We start from the raw sequence: 18,543 nt of genomic DNA, 5'->3' as shown, positions 1-18,543 counted from the left end.
TGCCAGAAAGAACTGGACGCTCCTGTTGCGGTTATCTCAACACACGGGTACGGTCTTCGACCATGCAGCAGGAATCGGACGGCCGAGTCGGTGACACCGGCGGCGAGGTCGCGGAGCGCGTCCGCCAGGTGATCGCCGCCGTCGGCGTCAGCCAGCGCGAGTTCGCGCGCCGTATCGTCATGGACCCCTCCAAGCTGTCCCGCTCCCTGAGCGGGACCCGCCGCTTCACCGTCGCCGAGCTGGCCCGGGTCGCGGACACCGGCAACGTCGACGCGGCCTGGCTGCTCGGCTCCGGCGCCCAGCCGGACCCGGCCGCCACGGGCCGTACGGCCGCACGCAACCGTCGTACGGCCGGGGCGGCGCCGTCGGACGGCGGGCGGCCGCTGCAGATCGTGCGCGAGACGGTCCGGCTGATCGCCGAACGCGGCTTCCACGCGGTCCGCGTCGCCGACATCGCCGAGGCCTGCGCGACCAGCACCGCCGCCATCCACTACCACTTCCCCGGCCGGGACGACCTGCTCGAAGCGGCCGTGCGCTGGTGCATGGACGAGGACACCGCCCGCCGTGCCGCCCACATCGCGGAGGCGGCCGATGTGGCGGGCGAACTGCGGCAGTTGATCGAGCTGCAGACCCCGCACACCCGCCGGCAGCGCCGCCAGTGGAGCGTCTGGCTCGACCTGTGGGCCGAGGCCGCCCGCTCCACCGTGGTCGGCGGGCTGCACGTCGAGTACTACCGGCAGTGGCGCGAGACCGTCGCCGACGTCATCCGCCGCGGCGTAGCCGCCGGCGCCTTCCGTCCCGTCGACCCGGAGACCGCTGCCCTCACCCTGACCGCCCTGATCGACGGCCTCGCCTCCCAGGTCCTCGCGACCACCCCCGGCGAACCCGGCACCAGCGCGGACGACATGCAGAGCGCGCTCCTCGCCTACGTGGACACGGCGCTGGCCGCGCACTGAGACCGCACAACGCGGCCCGCACAACGCGGCCCACGCAACGCGGCCCACGCAACGCGGCCCGCGCAACTCGGCCCGCGTACTCCGACCCCGCGCCGGAAACCCGCGCCGGGTGGTGGTCCCCGCCCGCCGGGGCCACCACCCCGGCGTGTTCAGTAACGCCCCCTCACCCCCTCACCCCCTCACCCCCTCACATCCCGTACGAGAAAAGGGAGTTCCGCATGCCCATGAACCAGGACGTCATCATCACCGCCGCCCTCACCGGCGCCGGCGACACCGTCCGCAAGAGCCCGCACGTGCCCGTCACGCCCGAGCAGATCGCCAAGTCCGCCGTCGAGGCCGCCGAGGCGGGAGCCGCCGCCGTGCACATCCACGTGCGCGACCCCGAGACCGGCGCCCCCTCCCGCGACCCGCGGCTCTACCGCGAGACGGTCGAGCGCATCAAGGAGACCGGCACCGACGTCATCATCAACCTCACGGCCGGCATGGGCGGCGACCTCGTCGTCGACCCGCTCCAGCCGCTGGAGAAGCTCGGCGAGCTGCCCGGCACCGACCTGGTCGGCGGCCTCGACCGGCTCCCGCACGTGGACGAGCTGCTGCCCGACATCTGCACCCTGGACTGCGGCTCCCTCAACTTCGGCGACAACCTCTACGTCTCCACCCCGGAGATGCTCCGCCAGGGCGCCAAGCGCATCCAGGAGCTCGGCGTACGGCCCGAGCTGGAGATCTTCGACACCGGCCACCTGTGGTTCGCCAAGCAGCTGCGCGAGGAGGGTCTGCTCGACGACCCCACCGTCTTCCAGCTGTGCATGGGCATCCCGTGGGGCGCGCCCGCCGACCCGGGCGTCCTGCAGTCCATGGTCAACATGCTGCCCGAGCACGCCCAGTGGGCCAGCTTCGCCATCGGCCGCATGCAGATGCCGTGGGTCGCCCAGTCCATCCTGCTCGGCGGGCACGTCCGCGTCGGCCTGGAGGACAACCTGTACCTCGGCAAGGGCAACAAGGCCACCAACGCCCAGCTGGTCGAGCGCGCCGTGCAGATCACCGAGTCCATCGGCGCCCGCGTCGTCACGCCGGACGAGGCCCGCGTGAAGCTCGGCCTGAAGCCCCGCGCCTGACGCCGTACCGCTGAGAACCCCCGCACACCCCCTGCCCGAGGACTCCTCATGACCGCTGTCACCACCCCCGAAGCCCCCTGCGCCCCCGAGGACGTCACCCGCGTCGCCTGCATCGGTGCCGGCGTCATCGGCGGCGGCTGGGTCGCCCACTTCCTGGCCCGCGGCTACGACGTCACCGCCTGGGACCCGGCCCCCGACGCCGAGGTCAAGCTGCGCCGCCTGGTCGACGCCGCCTGGCCCGCGCTCACCCAGCTCGGCCTCGCCGACGGTGCGTCCCGTGACCGCCTCACCGTCGCCGCCACCCTCGAAGAGGCCGTCGCCGACGCCCAGTTCGTGCAGGAGAGCGCCCCCGAGAAGCTGGAGCTCAAGCGGGACCTGCTGGCCCAGCTGGACGCCGCCGCCCCCGCCGGAGTCGTCATCGCCTCCTCCACCTCCGGCTACCCGATGACCGACATGCAGACCACGGCCGCCGACCCGGGCCGCCTGGTCGTCGGCCACCCGTTCAACCCGCCGTACCTGATCCCACTCGTCGAGGTCGTCGGCGGCGAGCAGACCGCCGAGCACGCCGTGACCTGGTCCTCCCGGTTCTACGACGTGGCCGGCAAGTCCGTGATCACCATGCAGAGCGAGGTGCCCGGCTTCATCGCCAACCGCCTCCAGGAAGCCCTGTGGCGCGAGGCCCTGCACATGGTCGCGAACGGCGAGGCCACCGTGCAGGAGATCGACGACTCCATCACCGAAGGCCCGGGCCTGCGTTGGGCGTTCATGGGCCCGATGCTGACCTTCGCGCTCGCGGGCGGCGAGGGTGGAATGGCTCACATGCTGGACCACTTCGGCCCGTCCCTGAAGTCCCCGTGGACCCGGCTTGAGGCCCCCGAGCTGGACAAGAAGCTGTACGACGCCGTGGTCGCGGGTTGCGACGAGGAGGCCGCAGGACGCACCATCGCGGATCTGGTGGCCGAACGCGACCAGGGCGTCATCGATGTCCTGCGCGCGACCGGCCGCCTGCCGCAGCAGCGCGCCCAGAGCGCCGATCAGCACCAGGAGAACGCATGACCACTACGACCGAGCAGACCCTGCCCCTGCTGCACCGCACGGTCAGGCCGGAGTGGATCGACTACAACGGCCACATGAGCGAGGCCTTCTACGTCCTCGTCTTCGGCCACGCCACCGACGCCATGATGATCGAGGCGGGCCTGCACTCCGCGTACCGCGAGTCCACGGGCTGCTCCCTCTACACCGTCGAGTCGCACATCCGGTACCTCAACGACGTCCCCGAGGGCGCTCACCTCGCGGTCCGCACCCGGATCCTCGGCGCCGCCGCGAAGAAGGCGCACTTCGTCCACGAGCTCTTCGTCCTGGACGAGCCCGAGACCGAGGTTCCCGAGGGCGCCGAGCCGGTGGCCACCACCGAGCTGCTCGCCCTCCACGTCGACCAGCAGGCCGGGCGCACCACACCCTTCCCGGACGAGATCCGGGACCGGCTCGCCTCGCTCGTCGCCGAGGCTCCTAACTGGGCGGGCCGGTCCATCGCCCCCGTGGCCTGAACCCACCCGCCCCACACGCCTGCGGGCCCTGTCTCCTTCCCGGGGAGGCGGGGCCCGTACGGCTTCCCGGAGGGGGACGCTCAGGGCGTGGGGTTGGACAGGGCCACCGCGGCGGTGATCAGTCCGAGCACGATCCAGCCGAACCACAGCCAGCCGTTGCTGCCGAGGGCGACCGTGTAGCCCGTCACCGCGACGAGCGCTCCGACGGTGGCCACCCCCATCGTCTTCGTGGAACTGGGCATCTTCGTCGAACCGGGCATCGCAACACCCTCCTCACGACGGACGGACACCCGGCCGGTGCCCGCCCGCGACCTGACCCCATGGTCCCCCGCACAGGCCCGCCCGCGCCAGCGGCCGTCACAGAAGGCCCCCGGAACTGCGCTGACGCCGTTGGTCGTCCTGCGCTTTCCGGGGGCCTTCCGCGGGAGCGGGGTGCTGCCTGTTGACCGCGTGCGTGCTATTGACCGCGTGCGTGCAACGAGGCCAGATAGGCGTTGTACGCCTCCAGCTCCTTGTCGCCGTCCCGGTCCGCCTTGCGGTCCTTGCGCCGGGCCTCGCGCTCCTCGGACTTGCGCCACTGGAACAGCAGCGCCACGAGCACGACCACCGACGGGATCTCACTGAACGCCCAGGCGATGCCGCCGGCCGCCTCCTGGTCGGCCAGGGCGTCGATGCCGAGCGAGGCCGGCGGATTCATGTACGTACCCACCATCGGCTGGGTCGCCATCATCAGGGCGATGCCGAAGAACGCGTGGAACGGCATGCCCGCGAACAGCTCCAGCATCCGCATCACATAGCCGGGCCGGTGCGGGCCCGGGTCCACGCCCATGATCGGCCAGAAGAACACCAGACCCACCGCCAGGAAGTGCACCATCATCGCGATGTGCCCCGGCGTGGACCCCATCAGGAAGTCGAAGAGCGGCGTGAAGTACAGCGCGTACAGGCTCGCGATGAACAGCGGGATGGTGAACGCCGGGTGCGTGATGATCTTCATGTACCGGCTGTGCAGCAGCATCAGCAGCAGCTCACGCGGCCCCTTGCGGCCACGCCCCGCGACCGGCAGCGCCCGCAGCGCCAGCGTGATCGGCGCGCCCAGGAGCAGCAGGATCGGCGACAGCATGCTGATCACCATGTGCTGCACCATGTGCACGCTGAACATGACCATGCCGTAGTCGTTCAGCTTGGTGCACATCACCAGGGCGACGGTCAGCACGCCGAGCACGAACGAGACCGCGCGGCCGACCGGCCAGGAGTCGCCGCGGCGCCGCAGCCGCACCATGGCCCATCCGTACAGGCCGAGCGCCAGCAGGCAGCCCACCAGGAAGAACGGGTCCGAAGAGAACTGAAGGGCTCGGCCCAGCGTGAACGGCGGCAGATCCATCGTCATGCCGTGCCCGCTGTGATCCATCCGCTGCTCCTGATTCGTGCCGGTTGTCCGGACCAGAGTAGAACCGCCCCCGGCCGGGAGTGCGGCCGGGGGCGGTTCGGGACAGCAGAGGTCACCAGAGATCAGAGGACGGTCTCGGCCTCCGCGTACCGGTCGGCGGGCACCGTCTTCAGCGTCTCCACGGCCTGCGCGAGGGGCGCCATGATGATCTCGGTGCCCTGCAGCGCGGTCATCATCCCGAACTCCCCACGGTGCGCGGCCTCGACGGCGTGCCAGCCGAAGCGCGTGGCGAGAACCCGGTCGTACGCGGTGGGGGTGCCGCCGCGCTGCACATGGCCGAGGATCACCGGGCGGGCCTCCTTGCCGAGGCGCTGCTCCAGCTCGATGGAGAGCTGACGGGCGATGCCCGCGAAACGCTCGTGGCCGTAGATGTCCTTGCCGCCCTCGTCGAACTCCATCGAACCGGCGCGCGGCTTGGCGCCCTCGGCGGCGACGACGATGGCGAACTTCTTGCCGGCCTCGAAACGGGCGCCGACCTTCGCCGTCAGCTCCTCGATGTCGAAGGGCCGCTCGGGCACGACGATCGCGTGCGCACCGGCCGCCATACCGGAGTTGAGCGCGATCCAGCCGGTGTGCCGGCCCATGACCTCGACGATCAGGACGCGCTGGTGCGACTCGGCGGTGGTCTTCAGGCGGTCCAGCGCCTCGGTGGCCACGCCGACCGCGGTGTCGAAGCCGAACGTGACGTCGGTGACGGCGATGTCGTTGTCGATGGTCTTCGGCACGCCGACGATCGGCAGTCCCGCGTCGGAGAGGAGCCGGGCCGCCTTCAGCGTGCCCTCGCCGCCGATCGGGATGATCGCGTCCAGGCCGAGCTCCGCGACGTGGCCCTTGGCCCGCTCGACGCCGTCCCGCAGGTGCGCGGGCTGGACGCGGGAGGAGCCGAGGATGGTCCCGCCGCGGGCGAGGATGCCGCCGACCGCGTCGAGGTCGAGCTTGCGGTAGTCGCACTCCAGGAGGCCCTTCCACCCGTCGTGGAAGCCGATGACCTCGTCGCCGTGGTCGGCGACGGCACGGTGCACGACCGAGCGAATGACCGCGTTGAGGCCGGGGCAGTCGCCGCCGGAGGTGAGCACACCAATACGCATGACCCAAGAACCCTTGCAACGTGGGCGGAAGACCGGACCACGTCGTCCGGCTAAGACAGCGTCACCCTACTAGTGCGAAGCGACCGCGCCGAATCCGTTTCACGGGCCGGTCTTCGTCCGGAACCACAAAAACGCCCCAGGGGTCGTGAAGACCCCTGAGGCGTCCGCTCAAGCGTGCTGAGGCCCGCTCAGGCGGGATGGCCGACCCGCTCATTCGGCGGTGTGCCCGCTCAGGCGGGCCGGCCGACCCCGCTCAATCGTCGGTGGCCGCGCTCACGCGGGCTGCGTGGCGGCCGCGATCCGCTCGTTGCGCAGCGCCTCGTACCAGCGGTCGTCGACCTGCGGCAGCGCGTTCACGTCCAGCGCGAGCCGCAGCAGCATGTCGGCGATCTGCGGGTTCCGGGCGAGCACCGGGCCGTGCATGTACGTGCCGAACACCGTGTCGTTGTACGCGCCCTCGGTGCCGTCGCCGGTGCCGTTGCCCTTGCCCAGGCGGACCCGCGCGAACGGGCGGGCGCTCGGGCCGACGTGCGTGACGCCCTGGTGGTTCTCGAACCCGGTCAGCTGCGGCAGGCCCAACGGCTCGTCGATGTCGCCCAGTACGTCGCCGACGCAGCGTTCGCCCTCGCCGCGGGTGGACGTCACGTCGAGCAGACCGAGGCCGGGCTCGCGCTGGCCGAGGTCGTTGATGAACTCGTGGCCGAGGATCTGGTAGCCCGCGCACACCGAGAACACGATCGCGCCGTTGGCGACCGCGCGGCTCAGGTTGCCGTCGCGGCGCAGCCGTTCGGCGGCGAGCCGCTGCGGACGGTCCTCGCCGCCGCCGATCAGGTAGATGTCACCGGAGGTCGGCACCGGCTGGTCGCTGCGGACGTCGTGCCGCTCCACGTGCAGGCCGCGCTGGTTGGCACGGCGCTCCACGACGAGGGCGTTGCCCTGGTCGCCGTAGGTGCTCAGCAGGTCCGGGTAGACCCACACCAGGCGAAGACTGTTGTCACTCATGCTCGAAAGTCCTTAGAAGCCTTGAAGTGCCTTGAGGCGCGGGTCAGTTGCCGACGCGGCGGCGCAGGTCCTGGAAGGCGGTGTAGTTGGCGATCGCCTCGATCCGTCCGGGCGGGGCCAGCTGCACGGCCTCGTCGACGCTGTCGCACACCGTGAACTCCAGGCCGGCCACTTCGAGGCGCACGGCCAGGTCCAGCTTGCGGTCGCCGATCACGAAGATCGGGTGCCCGGCGAGACGCGTGTAGTCGACGTCCCACAGCCAGGAGGTGTCCGTACCGTCGGCGCCGCGCGCGTTCACGGACAGGATCACCGGGGTGGGCGGCGGGTCGATCAGCGAGAAGGTCTCCAGCCAGCCGGCCGGGTTCTTCGCGAGCAGCAGCCGCAGGTCGCGCTCCATGAACTGCACGACGTCGTACCGTCCGGCGACGGCCTGCACCTGGTACATCCGCTCCAGGGCGACCTGCGGCGGCACCCCGAAGGCGGCGGCGACGGCGGCGGAGCTGGTGGCGTTGGCCTTGTTGGCGCGGCCGGGCAGCTGCAGCTGGATCGGCCAGGCGGAGCCGTGCGGGTCGAGGACGTGGTCGCCGCCCAGCGCCCAGCTCGGCGCGGGTCGGCGGAAACCGCACTCGCCGCAGAACCAGTCGTCGCCGGGGCGCTGCATCACGCCACCGCAGGACGGGCAGGACCAGGCGTCGTCCTTCCACTCCTGGCCGGCCGCGACCCACACCACGTTCGGCGAGGAGGACGCGGCCCACACCACGAGCGGGTCGTCGGCGTTGGCGATGATCGTGGCCTTGGAGCCGGCCAGGCCCTCGCGCCACTTCTCGGCCAGCATGCGGGTCTCGGCGGCCCGGTCGAGCTGGTCGCGGGAGAGGTTGAGCAGGGCGATGGCCTTCGGGCCCACGTCGCGCGCGACTCCGGCGAGGTACTTCTCGTCGACCTCGATCACACCGAACTTGGCGTCCGAACCGCCGGCGAGCGCCGAGGTGATGCCCGCGGGCATGTTGGCGCCGAGCGCGTTGGACACCACGGGTCCGGCGGCGCCGAGGGCCTCCGCGATCAGCCGCGTGGTGGTGGTCTTGCCGTTGGTCGCCGAGACCAGGACCACGTCGAGGTGCTGGGCGAGCCGGCCGAGCAGGTCCGGGTCGAGCTTCAGGGCCACGCGGCCGCCGATCACCGATCCGCTGCCGCGGCCCGCGGCCCGCGACGCCGCCGCGACCGCCTTGCCGGCCGTCACGGCCAGCTTGGCCCGCGGGGTCAGCGGGTCCGCGCCACCCGGGTTTGCTGCCATCGTCCTAGTTCCTCCTTGCTTCCGGCGCCGCGCCTGCCCCCGGCACTGGTGGCCTCAGCCTATCGAGATCCCCGCCGGTGCCCGAACTGCGGCACCGTGACGCCCGCCGCAGTACACCGGAACGTACGCTTGACCGCCATGCGACACGGATCGATCCCCGGCAGTTCCGGGCGCGTACGGCCCCTGACCCTGCTCGGCGACCCCGTGCTGCACGGGCCGTGCGCGGACGTCACCGAGTTCGGCCCCGAACTGTCCCGTCTCGTCGAGGACATGTTCGCGACCATGTACGCCGCCGCGGGCGTGGGCCTCGCCGCCAACCAGATCGGCGTCCCGCAGCGGGTGTTCGTCTACGACTGCCCGGACGACGAGGACCGCCGCCACCTCGGCCATGTGGTCAACCCGCGCCTGCTTGCCGCCGACGGCGACACCGTACGCGGCCCCGAGGGCTGCCTCTCCCTGCCGGGCCTGGAGGCGCAGACCCCGCGCTTCGACCGCGCGCTGATCGAGGGCGTCGACCGCCACGGCGCCCCCGTCCGCATCGAGGGCACGGGGTGGTTCGCCCGGTGCCTTCAGCACGAGTGCGACCACTTGTCGGGCACGGTCTACCCGGACCTGCTTGCGGGGTGGCGCAGGGCACGCGTCCTCCGGGCGGCCCGCCGAGCGCCGTGGGGGGCGCGCTAAGCCTTCCCCACCCCGCCCCTTCCCGAAAGACTGCCGTCGGCTGTCGTCCGACTGCGGCGCCGTGGTGGCTGGTCGCGCAGTTCCCCGCGCCTCTGTCGGGGCTTGAATCAGCCTGTCCGGCGTTTGAGGACGAGCCCGCAGGGCGACCGGCCTGCACCGAGCCGACCGTGCGGCTCAGAACCCGGGGCCACCCTCCCGATTCCCCGCCGCAGCGAGCCGCCCCCACAACAGATCCGCCAGATCCCGCACCAACTCGTCCCGCCCGCACGGCCGTTCACCCAGCCACCAGTCACCCGCCGCGTGCATCATGCCGACGATCCCGTGCCCCCAGACCCGCGCGAGCCGCTCGCAGTCCGCGCCGAGGTCGACCCGCTCGGCGATCACCTCGGCCAGCTCCTCGCCGAGCCGCCGCAGCAGCGGAGCGGAGTGCCGGCCCACGTCGAAGCCCTGCTCGCCCGGCGATGCGGAATCGGCGGGGTGCATCAGGAAGCGGTAGACCTGCGGCGCGCCCTCGATCGCCGCGAGATACGTGTCGAGCGTGGTCTCGACGCGCGTGCGGCGGTCGGCGGGGGCGTCCAGAGCCGCGCGCAGGGAGGCGAGGAGCGCGTCGGTGTGGCGCTTGGCGAGGGCCGCGTACAGGCCGCCCTTGTCGCCGAAGTGCCGGTACAGGATGGGCTTGGTGATGCCGGCCTCGGCGGCGATGGCGTTCATCGACGCCCCGGGGCCGTCGCGCAGCACGACCCGTTCCGCGGCCTCAAGCAGCTCCCGTCTGCGGCGCTCCGCCGCCAGGGCCTGCTCGGTCCGTTCTGTCGTGTCCATGGTGTTACTCCCCGCCCATGCGATTCCGTGACGCAACGCGCAACGTAACACCCCGCTCGTCCGGGCCCTCGAACGCATGGAATGCGACGCCGGAGTTGACAGGTGCTACTGGCGGGTAACAGACTCTAGTTACCGCAAGTAACAAGGTGTTGGAGGGGACGGGCATGGCCGAGTTCACCATGGACCTGAACGACGAGCAGAAGGAGGTCCGGGACTGGCTGCACGGCTTCGCCGCCGACGTCATCCGTCCCGCCGCCGCCGAGTGGGACGAGCGCGAGGAGACTCCCTGGCCCGTGATCCAGGAGGCCGCCAAGCTCGGCATCTACTCCCTGGACTTCTACGCCCAGCAGTTCTTCGACCCGACCGGCCTCGGCATCCCGATGGCGATGGAGGAGCTGTTCTGGGGCGACGCGGGCATCGCCCTGTCGATCGTCGGCACCGGCCTCGCCGCCGTCGGCGTCCTCGCCAACGGCACCGAGGAGCAGATCGGCACCTGGGTCCCGCAGATGTACGGCGACGCGAACGACGTGAAGGTCGCCGCCTTCTGCTCCTCCGAGCCGGACGCGGGCTCCGACGTGGCGTCGATGCGCACCCGCGCGGTGTACGACGAGGCCAAGGACGAGTGGGTCCTCAACGGCACGAAGACCTGGGCGACCAACGGCGGTATCGCGAACGTCCACGTCGTCGTCGCCTCCGTCGACCCGGAGCTCGGTTCCAAGGGCCACGCCTCGTTCATCGTGCCGCCGAACACCGAGGGCCTGTCCCAGGGCCAGAAGTTCCAGAAGCACGGCATCCGCGCCTCGCACACCGCCGAGGTCGTCCTGGAGGACGTCCGCGTCCCCGGGCACTGCCTGCTCGGCGGCAAGGAGAAGCTGGACGAGCGCCTCGCCCGGGCCCGCGAGAAGGCCAAGAAGGGCGGCGAGCGGGTGAAGAACGCCGCGATGGCCACCTTCGAGGCGTCCCGCCCGGCCGTCGGCGCGATGGCGGTCGGCACCGCGCGTGCGGCGTACGAGGAGGCCCTGGAGTACGCGAAGACGCGTGAGCAGTTCGGCCGCCCGATCATCGACAACCAGGGCGTCGCCTTCCAGCTCGCCGACATGGCCACCCAGGTCGACGCCTCCCGGCTCCTGGTCTGGCGCGCCTCCTGGATGGCGACCACGGGCAAGAAGTTCGAGAACGCCGAGGGCTCGATGTCCAAGCTGTTCGCGAGCGAGACCGCCAAGAAGGTCACCGCCCAGGCGATCCAGATCCTCGGCGGAAACGGCTACACGCGCGAGTACCCGGTGGAGCGGATGCACCGCGACGCCGCGATCTACACGATCTTCGAGGGCACCAGCGAGATCCAGCGCCTGGTCATCGCCCGCACGCTCTCGGGCCTGCCGATCCGCTGACTTTGGCACCTGAGACGGTTCCGTTTCGCCGGTTCCGTCGGCGCATCCCGTACGAGAACGCGCCGCGGCCCCCGTCCAGCCGGGACGGGGGCCGCGGCGCGTGGCTCAGGCGTTGGGGCGCTTGCCGTGGTTGGCGCCCTTCTTCTTGCGGGCCCGGCGCTTGTTCCCTCGCTTGGACATGGAGGCGGCTCCTTGCCGTACGTGCCGATATTTCCGTCCATATCGGCGTGCTGGTCAGTGTAGGGAGGGGCGGTCAGGCGCCGCATGTCGATGGAGCCTCAGCCTCCGCAGCGGGAGCGATGAGTCTCGGGGGCGGGGGCGATGAGTCTCGCGGGCCGGGGGAGTCGGTATGAGTGAACCTCCCTGCCATGGGTGACCCTCCTCGCGAAAGGTTGCGCTCATGACTTTCACCCACGTCCTCGCGGTCGCCCCGGTGCGTGACATCGACGCCTCGGTCGCCTGGTACGAACGCCTCCTGGGCCGCGCCGCCGACGCCCGCCCCATGCCCGGCCTCGCCGACTGGCACATCGCGCCGTACGCCTGGCTGCAGGTCTTCCAGTCGCCCGAGCAGGCCGGCCACACGCTGGTGAACCTCGTCGTCGACGACCTCGACAAGGCCCTCGCCGACCTCGTGGCCCGCGAGATCACCCCGGGCCCGGTCACGCCCGGCACGCAGCGCGTCCGCTTCGCCGCCGCCGAGGACCCGGACGGCAACCGCGTCACGCTGATCGAGAACCCGGTGTCGTAGGCGGTCCCGCCCGGCGATCCGGCGTTGTCAATCGGCTACCGGGCCCACGCCCAGGCCCACGCCCACGCCCTCGCGCCCCAGCTCGTACGCCTTCCGGTCCCGCCAGGCGGTGCCGTCCCAGACGATCAGGTCGACGGCCCGCACGGCGGCGGTCAGCGGCAGTTGCGGGGACAGCTCCGCCGCCAGCGCGTCGTACGCGGAGCGCCAGGTGTCCGGGCCCGCGTCGTTGGCCACGGTCAGGTGCGGGGCCAGGGCGGCCGCGCCGAAGATCCCGCGGTACGGCAGCGCCTCCGGCCAGCAGGCCATCAGCTGCTTGGTGAGCGCGGCGACCCGGTCGTGCGGAAACGGGTCCAGGTACAGCACGCCCGGATAGCGGCCGAACTCGGCGAAGGTCAGGTCGAACGCCTCGTGCCCGGCGAAGAGCGCGCCGAGCCGCGCGTCCGTCTCCGCGTCGATGCGGCTCTCGTGCAGAAAGGGGTAGAGCACCGTGACATGTGCGGGGAACGGGGCCCGTACGAGATGGTCGGCCGCGGGCACCTTGATCGTGAGGGCGGTGTCACCGGGCCGGTCCGGCCAGCCTTGCGCGTCCTCGCCCGTGCCGCTCACGCCGGGGCCCGGGCATCGAGGCGCCCCAACGCCTCGTCCACCAGGCGTTGTCCGGGCAGCAGCCCGTACCGGGGGTCGACCAGCGTCATCCACAGCGGCAGGTCCTGGACGTTCCCGGTGGGCACGTCGACGATGCGGCCGAGGACCTGGCCGATGTCCTCGGGGTCAAAGGCCAGTGCCTCAGGCAGCCGCCCGCGCAGGTTCTCGACCGGGGCCGTCCTGCCGCTGCCGAAGGCGCCGTTGGTCCGGACGATCATCCCGGGACCGTAGCACCGGGCTTGAACTGCCGGGCGCGCGGGCTCAGTCAAGGAGCGTGAGCACCGGCTCAAGCCCCGTCGGGCGCTGCTCCACCGGCAGGTGGTCCACGAAGTGCACACCGCAGCCGAGCCGGGCCGCGCCCCCGTCCGCACGCCGGTCGTCGCCCACCATCAGGGCGTCCGCAGGCGCCACTCCGAGCGCCCGGCAGGCCGCCGCGAACAGCCGCGGATCGGGCTTCTGCACGCCGTGCTCGTACGACAGGACGTACGCGTCGACGTACCGGTTCAGGCCGTGGGCGCGGAAGACGGGGCGCAGGTCCCAGCCGATGTTGCTGACCACCGCGACGAGCACACCGCGCTCCTTGAGCGCGGCGAGGACATCGGCCGTGTCCGGGTACGGGCGCCAGGCGGCGGGCGTCCTGTGCCGTTCGTACAGCGCCTCGTGGAGGCCGGGCGCGGGCAGCGCCACCTCGCGGGACAGGCCGGTGTACGCGGCCCGGTGCAGCTCGGCGCTCACGTCCCGGGTGGCCCACAGCTCCGCCAGATGCGCCGGGACCGTGCCGGGCGAGGTGCCGCCGGGCAGCGCGCCGACGGCCTCAAGGCCGGCGGCCAACCGCACGAACTCCTCCTCGGAAACGGCGAGTTCGGACGCGTCCAGGGTGGCGCGGAGCCAGGACTCGGTGGACTCGATGCGCAACAGGGTTCCGGAGAAGTCGAACAGCACGCCCTTGACCGCCATGTGCCGATCTTTGACGCGCCCGGCCGGCCCGGTCAAGGAGGGAACCAGGCACGCCCCCGCTCAACCGGCCCGGCCGACCGCTCAACTCGCCCGGCCGACCGCTCAAGCCCGCCCCCGCCGACCGCTCAAGCCCGCCCGGCGCGCGCCGACCGCCCGTAGGCCAGTGCCGTCAGCAGTACCAGGAGCGCGCCGAACAGCCAGCCGCCCAGGACGTCCGAAGGCCAGTGCACGCCGAGCCAGACGCGGGTCCAGCCGACGCCCGCCACCGACACCACGGTCACGGCGAGCACCGTGGTCCACAGGGCGCGGCCCGCGCGGCGGACGGCGAGGACCCACAGGACGAGCCCGCCGACGACGGTCGCCGTCATCGCGTGCCCGGACGGGAACGCCGCGAAGTTCGCGCTGTCCACCGGGTCGGGCCAGCTGGGCCGCTCCCGCCCGACGACCGCCTTCAGGGCCTGCTGCAGCAGCGACGCGAGGAGGCAGCTCGCACCCGCCCACACCGCGAGCCGCCGGTCGCCGAGCCACCACAGCCACCCGACGAGGACCGCGCAGAGGGCGCGCATCGTCCAGGTGTCCCAGACCCAGTCGGTGAAGATCCGGTTGACGTGCGTCAGCGTGGGGTCGGCGACGGCCCAGCGGTGGGTGGTGCGTGCGAGGGAGGCGTCGGCGTCGAGCAGCGGCGCCCAGCCGACGGCCACCGCGCCGAGCAGCAGCGCGCTGAGCACCCCGAGCACGGCGACGCCGACCCGGCCGGCCCGGTCGGAGAGCGGCGCCGGACCTTGCGCCGAGGGGGAGTTCGGCGGGGGCGTGTGGGGGCGTGGTGCGGAGTGCATACGAAGATCCTCGCCGATCCGCGCCGGTACGGGCCAGCCCCGCGCGGCCCCGCCCGGCCGTCGTACGGGAGCCCGGGTGGTCAGCGGAGGGCGCTCAGGCCCGGGACGAACGTGATGAGCAGCGGGATCACCGGAACCAGGGCGGCGGCCGCGGTGAGGCGGAGGCGCCGGCCGGCGGTGAGCCGCGGCAGCGGCGCGAGCAGGCGGTGCACGCGCTGCGGCACTTCGGCCGCCGTGGCGGGGCAGGGCCCGAACACGCCCCGGTGCTCGTTGAGTTCGACCAGGGCGAGCGCGATCGTCAGGCGGCCGAAGCGGCGCGAGGCCACGTCGTCGGCCGCCAGCTCCACCAGCCGGTGCATCTGGTCGCGGAACGCGGCGAAGACCCGCACTTGCGGAAAGCCGTTGGCGAGCGCGGCCGAGCAGTGCAGCAGCCAGTCGTGCCGGGCCTGCGCGTGGCCCTGCTCGTGGGCGAGCACCGCATCGAGCTGACGGCCCTTCAGGCGGCGCAACGCGGCGGTGGTGATGACGAGTTGGGGCGCCGTGCCGGGCAGCCACCAGGCGTCCGGACGCTCACCTTCCAGGACGACGAGCCGGTCCGTGCCGGTCTCCTCGCCGGGCAGCAGCGGGGAGCGTACGAGGAGTTCGGCCCGGCGCGAACGCCGGCGGGCGCGCGCCCGGAACACCTCGCGGCTCAGCATCGCCGCGGTCCACACCCCGCCGAGGGCGAGCGTGACCGCGGTGGCGGCGGCCCACGGGCCCGCGGCCGACAGCGCGTACGCCTCGACCACGCCCTGCGGGGCGGGTGCGAAGAGGTGGCCTCGCACGGCGTGCCATGCGGCGGCGGCGCTCAGCGTCATGGACAGCGCACAGCACAGCAGCACGGTGGCGATCACACACTGCCACACCCACAGCGCGACCACGGGGTCGCGCTCCGGCCACTCGGCGTGCGCAAGGAGTCTGGGGCCCACGGCGGCGGTCAGCGCGCCGAGCATGAGCAGGGCGACGGGGACCAACATGTCCCCCAGCCTATGAGCGCCGGGCTACCCGAGGGTATGGGGTGAGCCGTCAAGTGACGCACGCCACGGATTTCGTAGGTGTGAGAGCGCGCTGCGGATTTCGTACGGGGCGTGCGGCGCTCACACCGTCAGGAGCATCGCGAACATCCCGATGCCCATGGCGAGGCGGCAGGCGAGCGCCAGCTCCGCCCGGTCGCCCCAGGCCACGGCGCCGACGGGCCCGGCACCCGCGGCCGCGGGTACCAGCCGCACCCCGGTCCGCAGCACGTACCCGGCGAAGTACAGCAACAGCACCCCGGTGACCAGCGGAAACCCGCCCGGCCCCGGATGCGCCGCGTGCCCCGCACCACCGGCGGGCGCGGCGGCCATCGCCACCGACATGTAGACCATCGCGAGGGCGCCGACGAGATGGTGCAGGTGGTGCGCGGGCCCGCCCGCGCACCCGTCCCCCCGCCCGCGGGCGTGACCCCGCTCGCGGGCGTGACCCCGACCTCGGGCGCGCCCCCGCCCGCGGGCGTGCCCCCGCGCCTTCCACAGCGCGCGCACCGCGGCTGCGCCGAACACCGTCCCGTACGCCCACCACACCCATGCGGGCGGCCCGAACACCGCGGCCGGGACGGCCATCAGCGCCATCCCGAACCCCATCAGGGCCTCACCGCCCGCCGCGCTGCGCTCTTCGGCGACCGGGCTGCGCATCCGCAGCAGGCAGTACGCCCCGGTCGCCGTGCACAGCGCGACGAGCAGCCACCCGGCCAGTGCCGATCCGTGCACGGCACACCTCCCCCTCCGTCACCGTCGACGTGTCGGCACATGTCCGTGTCGATACGTCGATGCCCGGCGGGGCCGTGCCGAAGCGGGCGCACGGGTGTACGCGGGGAGCACGCGCGGGGCCCGCAGGGGGCGAGGGGGGCGCGAAGGAAGCGTCAGCGCAGATGGACCGGCAGGGACTCCACGCCGTACACGATGGACAGCTTGCGGAAGGCGAGTTCGTCCGGTGAGACGGCCAGCTTCATCTCGGGGAAGCGGCGCAGCAGGGCCGGGTAGGCGGCGCGCAGTTCCATGCGGGCCAGTTCGGCGCCGATGCAGCGGTGGATGCCGTAGCCGAAGGCGAGGTGGCCGCCGGCCCTGCGGTCCGCGTCAAAGGCGCCGCGGTCGCCGCCGGTGAAGCGCGGGTCGCGGTTGGCGCCGCTGAGGGAGCACAACATCATGTCGCCCTTGGGGATGTGCACCCCGGCTATCTCGATGTCCTCCTTCGCGAACCGCGGGAACGCCAGCTGCACCACGGTCAGATAGCGCAGCGCCTCCTCGACGAACGGCGCCGCCGCCGCGTCCTCGTCCCGGACCCGGGCGAAGGCCCGCGGATCCTGCAGGAGCACCAGGGAACCGAGCGCCAGCATGCTCGCGGTGGTCTCGAAACCGCCGGTCAGGACGCCGTCGGCGAGGCCGGCCAGCTCCTCGTCGCCGACCGTGTCGCCGTGCTCGCGGACGATCATGCCGAGCAGTCCGTCACCGGGCTTCTCGCGCTGCTTCTTCACTACGTCGCGGAAGTAGTCGAGCGAGGCGGAGGTGTGGCCGAAGGGCGCTATCGCGCCGTCGGACAGGTCGAAGCGGGCCATGCTCAGCTGCTGGAAGTCATGCCGGTCCTCGTAAGGGACGCCGAGCAGTTCGCAGATCGTGAGCGACGGGATCGGCAGGGCGAAGGACTGCACGAGGTCGACCGGGTCCGGGCTGCGCTCCATCGAGTCCAGGCAGTCGTTGACGATTTCGTCGATCCGCGGAGTCAGCCTGCGCAGGCGGCGCATGGTGAACTCCGGGGTGAGTATCTTGCGCAGCCGCGTGTGCACCGGCGGGTCCGCGAAGCCGAGTCCGCCGGGGTTCTGCTCCTCCAGCACGCCCGCGTTGCCCGCGAGGTTGGTGAAGTCGGTGCTGAATCCGTCGGTCGCGCCGAGGACCGCCTTCACCTCCTCGTGCCCCGTGACGACCCAGGCGTCCATGCCGAACGGCAGCGGCACCTTGGAGATGGGCGCCTCGTCCTGGGCTCTGATGAGCTGTGGCGCCGGGTCGAGTCCCTCGCGGCGCAGCGGCATCAGGAGTTGCTCGGGCAGGAGCGAGATCGTGGACGATCCGATGCCGTGTTTCTTGATCCTGGCCAGGTACTTGCGCCCCAGCCGAGCGGCGATGCGGGATCGGAGATTCGCCCTCAATGTGAGCTCCATGGTCGACGTACAGCCCAGACTCTCGATGCGGTCTCGGTACTAACGGGAGCGGTCAGCATAAGTGGCCGATCGCTCCCCGTGGTGACCGAGGGGCGTCTCTGGGCTGGGAATCAGGGTCGAATCAGGGACGCTCCGGCCTCGTCTCGGGGTTGCACGGATCGGGGTGTGCGCTGTGGCACAGGGGGGCGCGTGCGGGCGCTCCGGGGGAGTGGGGGAGCAGGGCTGCGGGGGTTGTGGGGGGTACGTGATGGTGCGGGCGGTACGTGGCGTTACGGGCCGTACGTCAAGGGCGGTAGCGCAGCGGGTGGTCGGCGGGTACCTCGACGAGGACGATGTCGTTGCCGTCGGGGTCCTTGATCCACATCTCGATGAGGCCCCAGGGTTCCTGACGCGGTTCCCGCACCACTTCGACGCCGCCCGCCCGCAGTTCGCCGTGGGCCGCGGCGACGTCGGCGACCTGCAGCCAGAGCCTGATCCCCGGCGACGGCGCCCGGTCCGCCCGCCCGGACAGCTCCAGGAAGCCGCCGCCCAGGAAGTAGACGGTGCCGCGCTCCGGCCCGGTGCCGAACTCGCGGTAGATGCCGAGCCCGAGGGTCCGCCCGTAGAAGGTGCGGCTCCGCTCGGGGTCGACGGGGCGCAGAAGGGTGCGGCTGCTCAGTACGTGGACCATGAAACGGCACCCTAGGGCCTGTCCGGCGGATCTTCGCGGGTCCACGACGTCTGGCACGCTCCCCCAGCCTCCGGCCGGGGGTACCCCCACTCGCCGCACGCCCGAATCACCCAAGTAC

Annotated in this window: 22 protein-coding genes; 7 read left to right on the top strand and 15 right to left on the bottom strand. The window is 72.2% G+C overall.

Annotation, left to right across the window (positions count from 1 at the left end; translation table 11 throughout):
* Positions 1-62: 62 nt before the first annotated feature.
* The 4 genes from QIS99_RS17605 to QIS99_RS17590 all read left to right on the top strand — a co-directional run bounded on the left by QIS99_RS17605 (position 63) and on the right by QIS99_RS17590 (position 3,618).
* Positions 63-956 carry a TetR/AcrR family transcriptional regulator gene (locus QIS99_RS17605; RefSeq protein WP_282514424.1) on the top strand — a complete coding sequence of 298 codons (894 nt, stop codon included), beginning with the start codon at positions 63-65 and terminating at the stop codon, positions 954-956.
* Between the two features lie 218 nt (positions 957-1,174).
* The gene (locus tag QIS99_RS17600) at positions 1,175-2,071 is read left to right on the top strand and encodes a BKACE family enzyme (protein ID WP_282514423.1); all 897 of its coding nucleotides are present in this window, start codon (positions 1,175-1,177) and stop codon (positions 2,069-2,071) included.
* 48 nt (positions 2,072-2,119) lie between these two features.
* Positions 2,120-3,127 (top strand): 3-hydroxyacyl-CoA dehydrogenase NAD-binding domain-containing protein, encoded by a 1,008-nt coding sequence (locus QIS99_RS17595; RefSeq protein ID WP_282514422.1) that lies wholly within the window; start codon positions 2,120-2,122, stop codon positions 3,125-3,127.
* Positions 3,124-3,618: a thioesterase family protein gene (locus QIS99_RS17590; protein WP_282514421.1), complete on the top strand. Its 495-nt coding sequence runs from the start codon at positions 3,124-3,126 to the stop codon at positions 3,616-3,618. Before QIS99_RS17595 ends, QIS99_RS17590 begins: the two co-directional genes overlap by 4 nt.
* A gap of 80 nt (positions 3,619-3,698) precedes the next feature.
* On the opposite strand, the gene QIS99_RS17585 is transcribed toward QIS99_RS17590, so the two are convergent.
* The 5 genes from QIS99_RS17585 to QIS99_RS17565 all read right to left on the bottom strand — a co-directional run bounded on the left by QIS99_RS17585 (position 3,699) and on the right by QIS99_RS17565 (position 8,446).
* Positions 3,699-3,878 carry a hypothetical protein gene (locus tag QIS99_RS17585; protein ID WP_282514420.1) on the bottom strand — a complete coding sequence of 60 codons (180 nt, stop codon included), beginning with the start codon at positions 3,876-3,878 and terminating at the stop codon, positions 3,699-3,701.
* Between the two features lie 197 nt (positions 3,879-4,075).
* A complete protein-coding gene (locus QIS99_RS17580; protein ID WP_282514419.1) occupies positions 4,076-5,026 on the bottom strand; it encodes a cytochrome c oxidase assembly protein in 951 nt (316 codons plus the stop codon).
* A 101-nt stretch (positions 5,027-5,127) separates the two neighbouring features.
* Positions 5,128-6,153, bottom strand: a complete 1,026-nt coding sequence (locus QIS99_RS17575) for a 6-phosphofructokinase (RefSeq protein ID WP_282514418.1) — start codon at positions 6,151-6,153, stop codon at positions 5,128-5,130.
* A gap of 273 nt (positions 6,154-6,426) precedes the next feature.
* The gene (locus QIS99_RS17570) at positions 6,427-7,155 is read right to left on the bottom strand and encodes a type 1 glutamine amidotransferase (protein ID WP_282514417.1); all 729 of its coding nucleotides are present in this window, start codon (positions 7,153-7,155) and stop codon (positions 6,427-6,429) included.
* Positions 7,156-7,198: 43 nt separating this feature from the next.
* Positions 7,199-8,446 carry a Mur ligase family protein gene (locus tag QIS99_RS17565; RefSeq protein ID WP_282514416.1) on the bottom strand — a complete coding sequence of 416 codons (1,248 nt, stop codon included), beginning with the start codon at positions 8,444-8,446 and terminating at the stop codon, positions 7,199-7,201.
* Positions 8,447-8,584: 138 nt separating this feature from the next.
* On the opposite strand from QIS99_RS17565, the gene def reads away from it, so the two are divergent.
* Positions 8,585-9,127: a peptide deformylase gene (gene def / locus QIS99_RS17560; protein ID WP_282514415.1), complete on the top strand. Its 543-nt coding sequence runs from the start codon at positions 8,585-8,587 to the stop codon at positions 9,125-9,127.
* A 174-nt stretch (positions 9,128-9,301) separates the two neighbouring features.
* On the opposite strand, the gene QIS99_RS17555 is transcribed toward def, so the two are convergent.
* Positions 9,302-9,946, bottom strand: a complete 645-nt coding sequence (locus tag QIS99_RS17555) for a TetR family transcriptional regulator (RefSeq protein WP_282514414.1) — start codon at positions 9,944-9,946, stop codon at positions 9,302-9,304.
* Positions 9,947-10,110: 164 nt separating this feature from the next.
* Between QIS99_RS17555 and QIS99_RS17550 the strand changes: the two genes are divergently transcribed.
* Positions 10,111-11,337 (top strand): acyl-CoA dehydrogenase family protein, encoded by a 1,227-nt coding sequence (locus QIS99_RS17550; RefSeq protein WP_282514413.1) that lies wholly within the window; start codon positions 10,111-10,113, stop codon positions 11,335-11,337.
* 105 nt (positions 11,338-11,442) lie between these two features.
* On the opposite strand, the gene QIS99_RS32340 is transcribed toward QIS99_RS17550, so the two are convergent.
* Positions 11,443-11,517 carry a 50S ribosomal protein bL37 gene (locus QIS99_RS32340; RefSeq protein ID WP_373297613.1) on the bottom strand — a complete coding sequence of 25 codons (75 nt, stop codon included), beginning with the start codon at positions 11,515-11,517 and terminating at the stop codon, positions 11,443-11,445.
* Positions 11,518-11,737: 220 nt separating this feature from the next.
* On the opposite strand from QIS99_RS32340, the gene QIS99_RS17545 reads away from it, so the two are divergent.
* Positions 11,738-12,085, top strand: a complete 348-nt coding sequence (locus QIS99_RS17545; protein WP_282514412.1) for a VOC family protein — start codon at positions 11,738-11,740, stop codon at positions 12,083-12,085.
* Between the two features lie 27 nt (positions 12,086-12,112).
* Here QIS99_RS17545 and QIS99_RS17540 read toward each other — a convergent pair whose 3' ends face one another.
* The 8 genes from QIS99_RS17540 to QIS99_RS17505 form a co-directional block, all read right to left on the bottom strand.
* Complete coding sequence (locus QIS99_RS17540) at positions 12,113-12,691, bottom strand: 2'-5' RNA ligase family protein (RefSeq protein ID WP_282514411.1); 579 nt, start codon at positions 12,689-12,691, stop codon at positions 12,113-12,115.
* Positions 12,688-12,948: a hypothetical protein gene (locus QIS99_RS32185; RefSeq protein WP_349017304.1), complete on the bottom strand. Its 261-nt coding sequence runs from the start codon at positions 12,946-12,948 to the stop codon at positions 12,688-12,690. The genes QIS99_RS17540 and QIS99_RS32185 overlap by 4 nt, the downstream gene beginning before the upstream one ends.
* A gap of 43 nt (positions 12,949-12,991) precedes the next feature.
* Positions 12,992-13,687 carry an HAD family hydrolase gene (locus QIS99_RS17530; RefSeq protein WP_282514410.1) on the bottom strand — a complete coding sequence of 232 codons (696 nt, stop codon included), beginning with the start codon at positions 13,685-13,687 and terminating at the stop codon, positions 12,992-12,994.
* 125 nt (positions 13,688-13,812) lie between these two features.
* Positions 13,813-14,523 carry a phosphatase PAP2 family protein gene (locus QIS99_RS17525; protein ID WP_282514409.1) on the bottom strand — a complete coding sequence of 237 codons (711 nt, stop codon included), beginning with the start codon at positions 14,521-14,523 and terminating at the stop codon, positions 13,813-13,815.
* A gap of 80 nt (positions 14,524-14,603) precedes the next feature.
* Positions 14,604-15,539: a M56 family metallopeptidase gene (locus QIS99_RS17520; protein WP_282514408.1), complete on the bottom strand. Its 936-nt coding sequence runs from the start codon at positions 15,537-15,539 to the stop codon at positions 14,604-14,606.
* A gap of 120 nt (positions 15,540-15,659) precedes the next feature.
* Positions 15,660-16,310, bottom strand: a complete 651-nt coding sequence (locus tag QIS99_RS17515; protein WP_282514407.1) for a DUF5134 domain-containing protein — start codon at positions 16,308-16,310, stop codon at positions 15,660-15,662.
* A 152-nt stretch (positions 16,311-16,462) separates the two neighbouring features.
* The gene (locus tag QIS99_RS17510; protein WP_282514406.1) at positions 16,463-17,755 is read right to left on the bottom strand and encodes a cytochrome P450; all 1,293 of its coding nucleotides are present in this window, start codon (positions 17,753-17,755) and stop codon (positions 16,463-16,465) included.
* A gap of 283 nt (positions 17,756-18,038) precedes the next feature.
* Positions 18,039-18,425 (bottom strand): VOC family protein, encoded by a 387-nt coding sequence (locus QIS99_RS17505; RefSeq protein ID WP_282514405.1) that lies wholly within the window; start codon positions 18,423-18,425, stop codon positions 18,039-18,041.
* Positions 18,426-18,543: the final 118 nt, after the last annotated feature.

Origin of the sequence: Streptomyces solicavernae (genome assembly GCF_029968095.1) — a bacterium.
Taxonomy (GTDB): domain Bacteria; phylum Actinomycetota; class Actinomycetes; order Streptomycetales; family Streptomycetaceae; genus Streptomyces; species Streptomyces solicavernae.
Note: the sequence above shows the minus strand (reverse complement) of the source record. Positions and strands in the feature narration are given on the sequence as shown.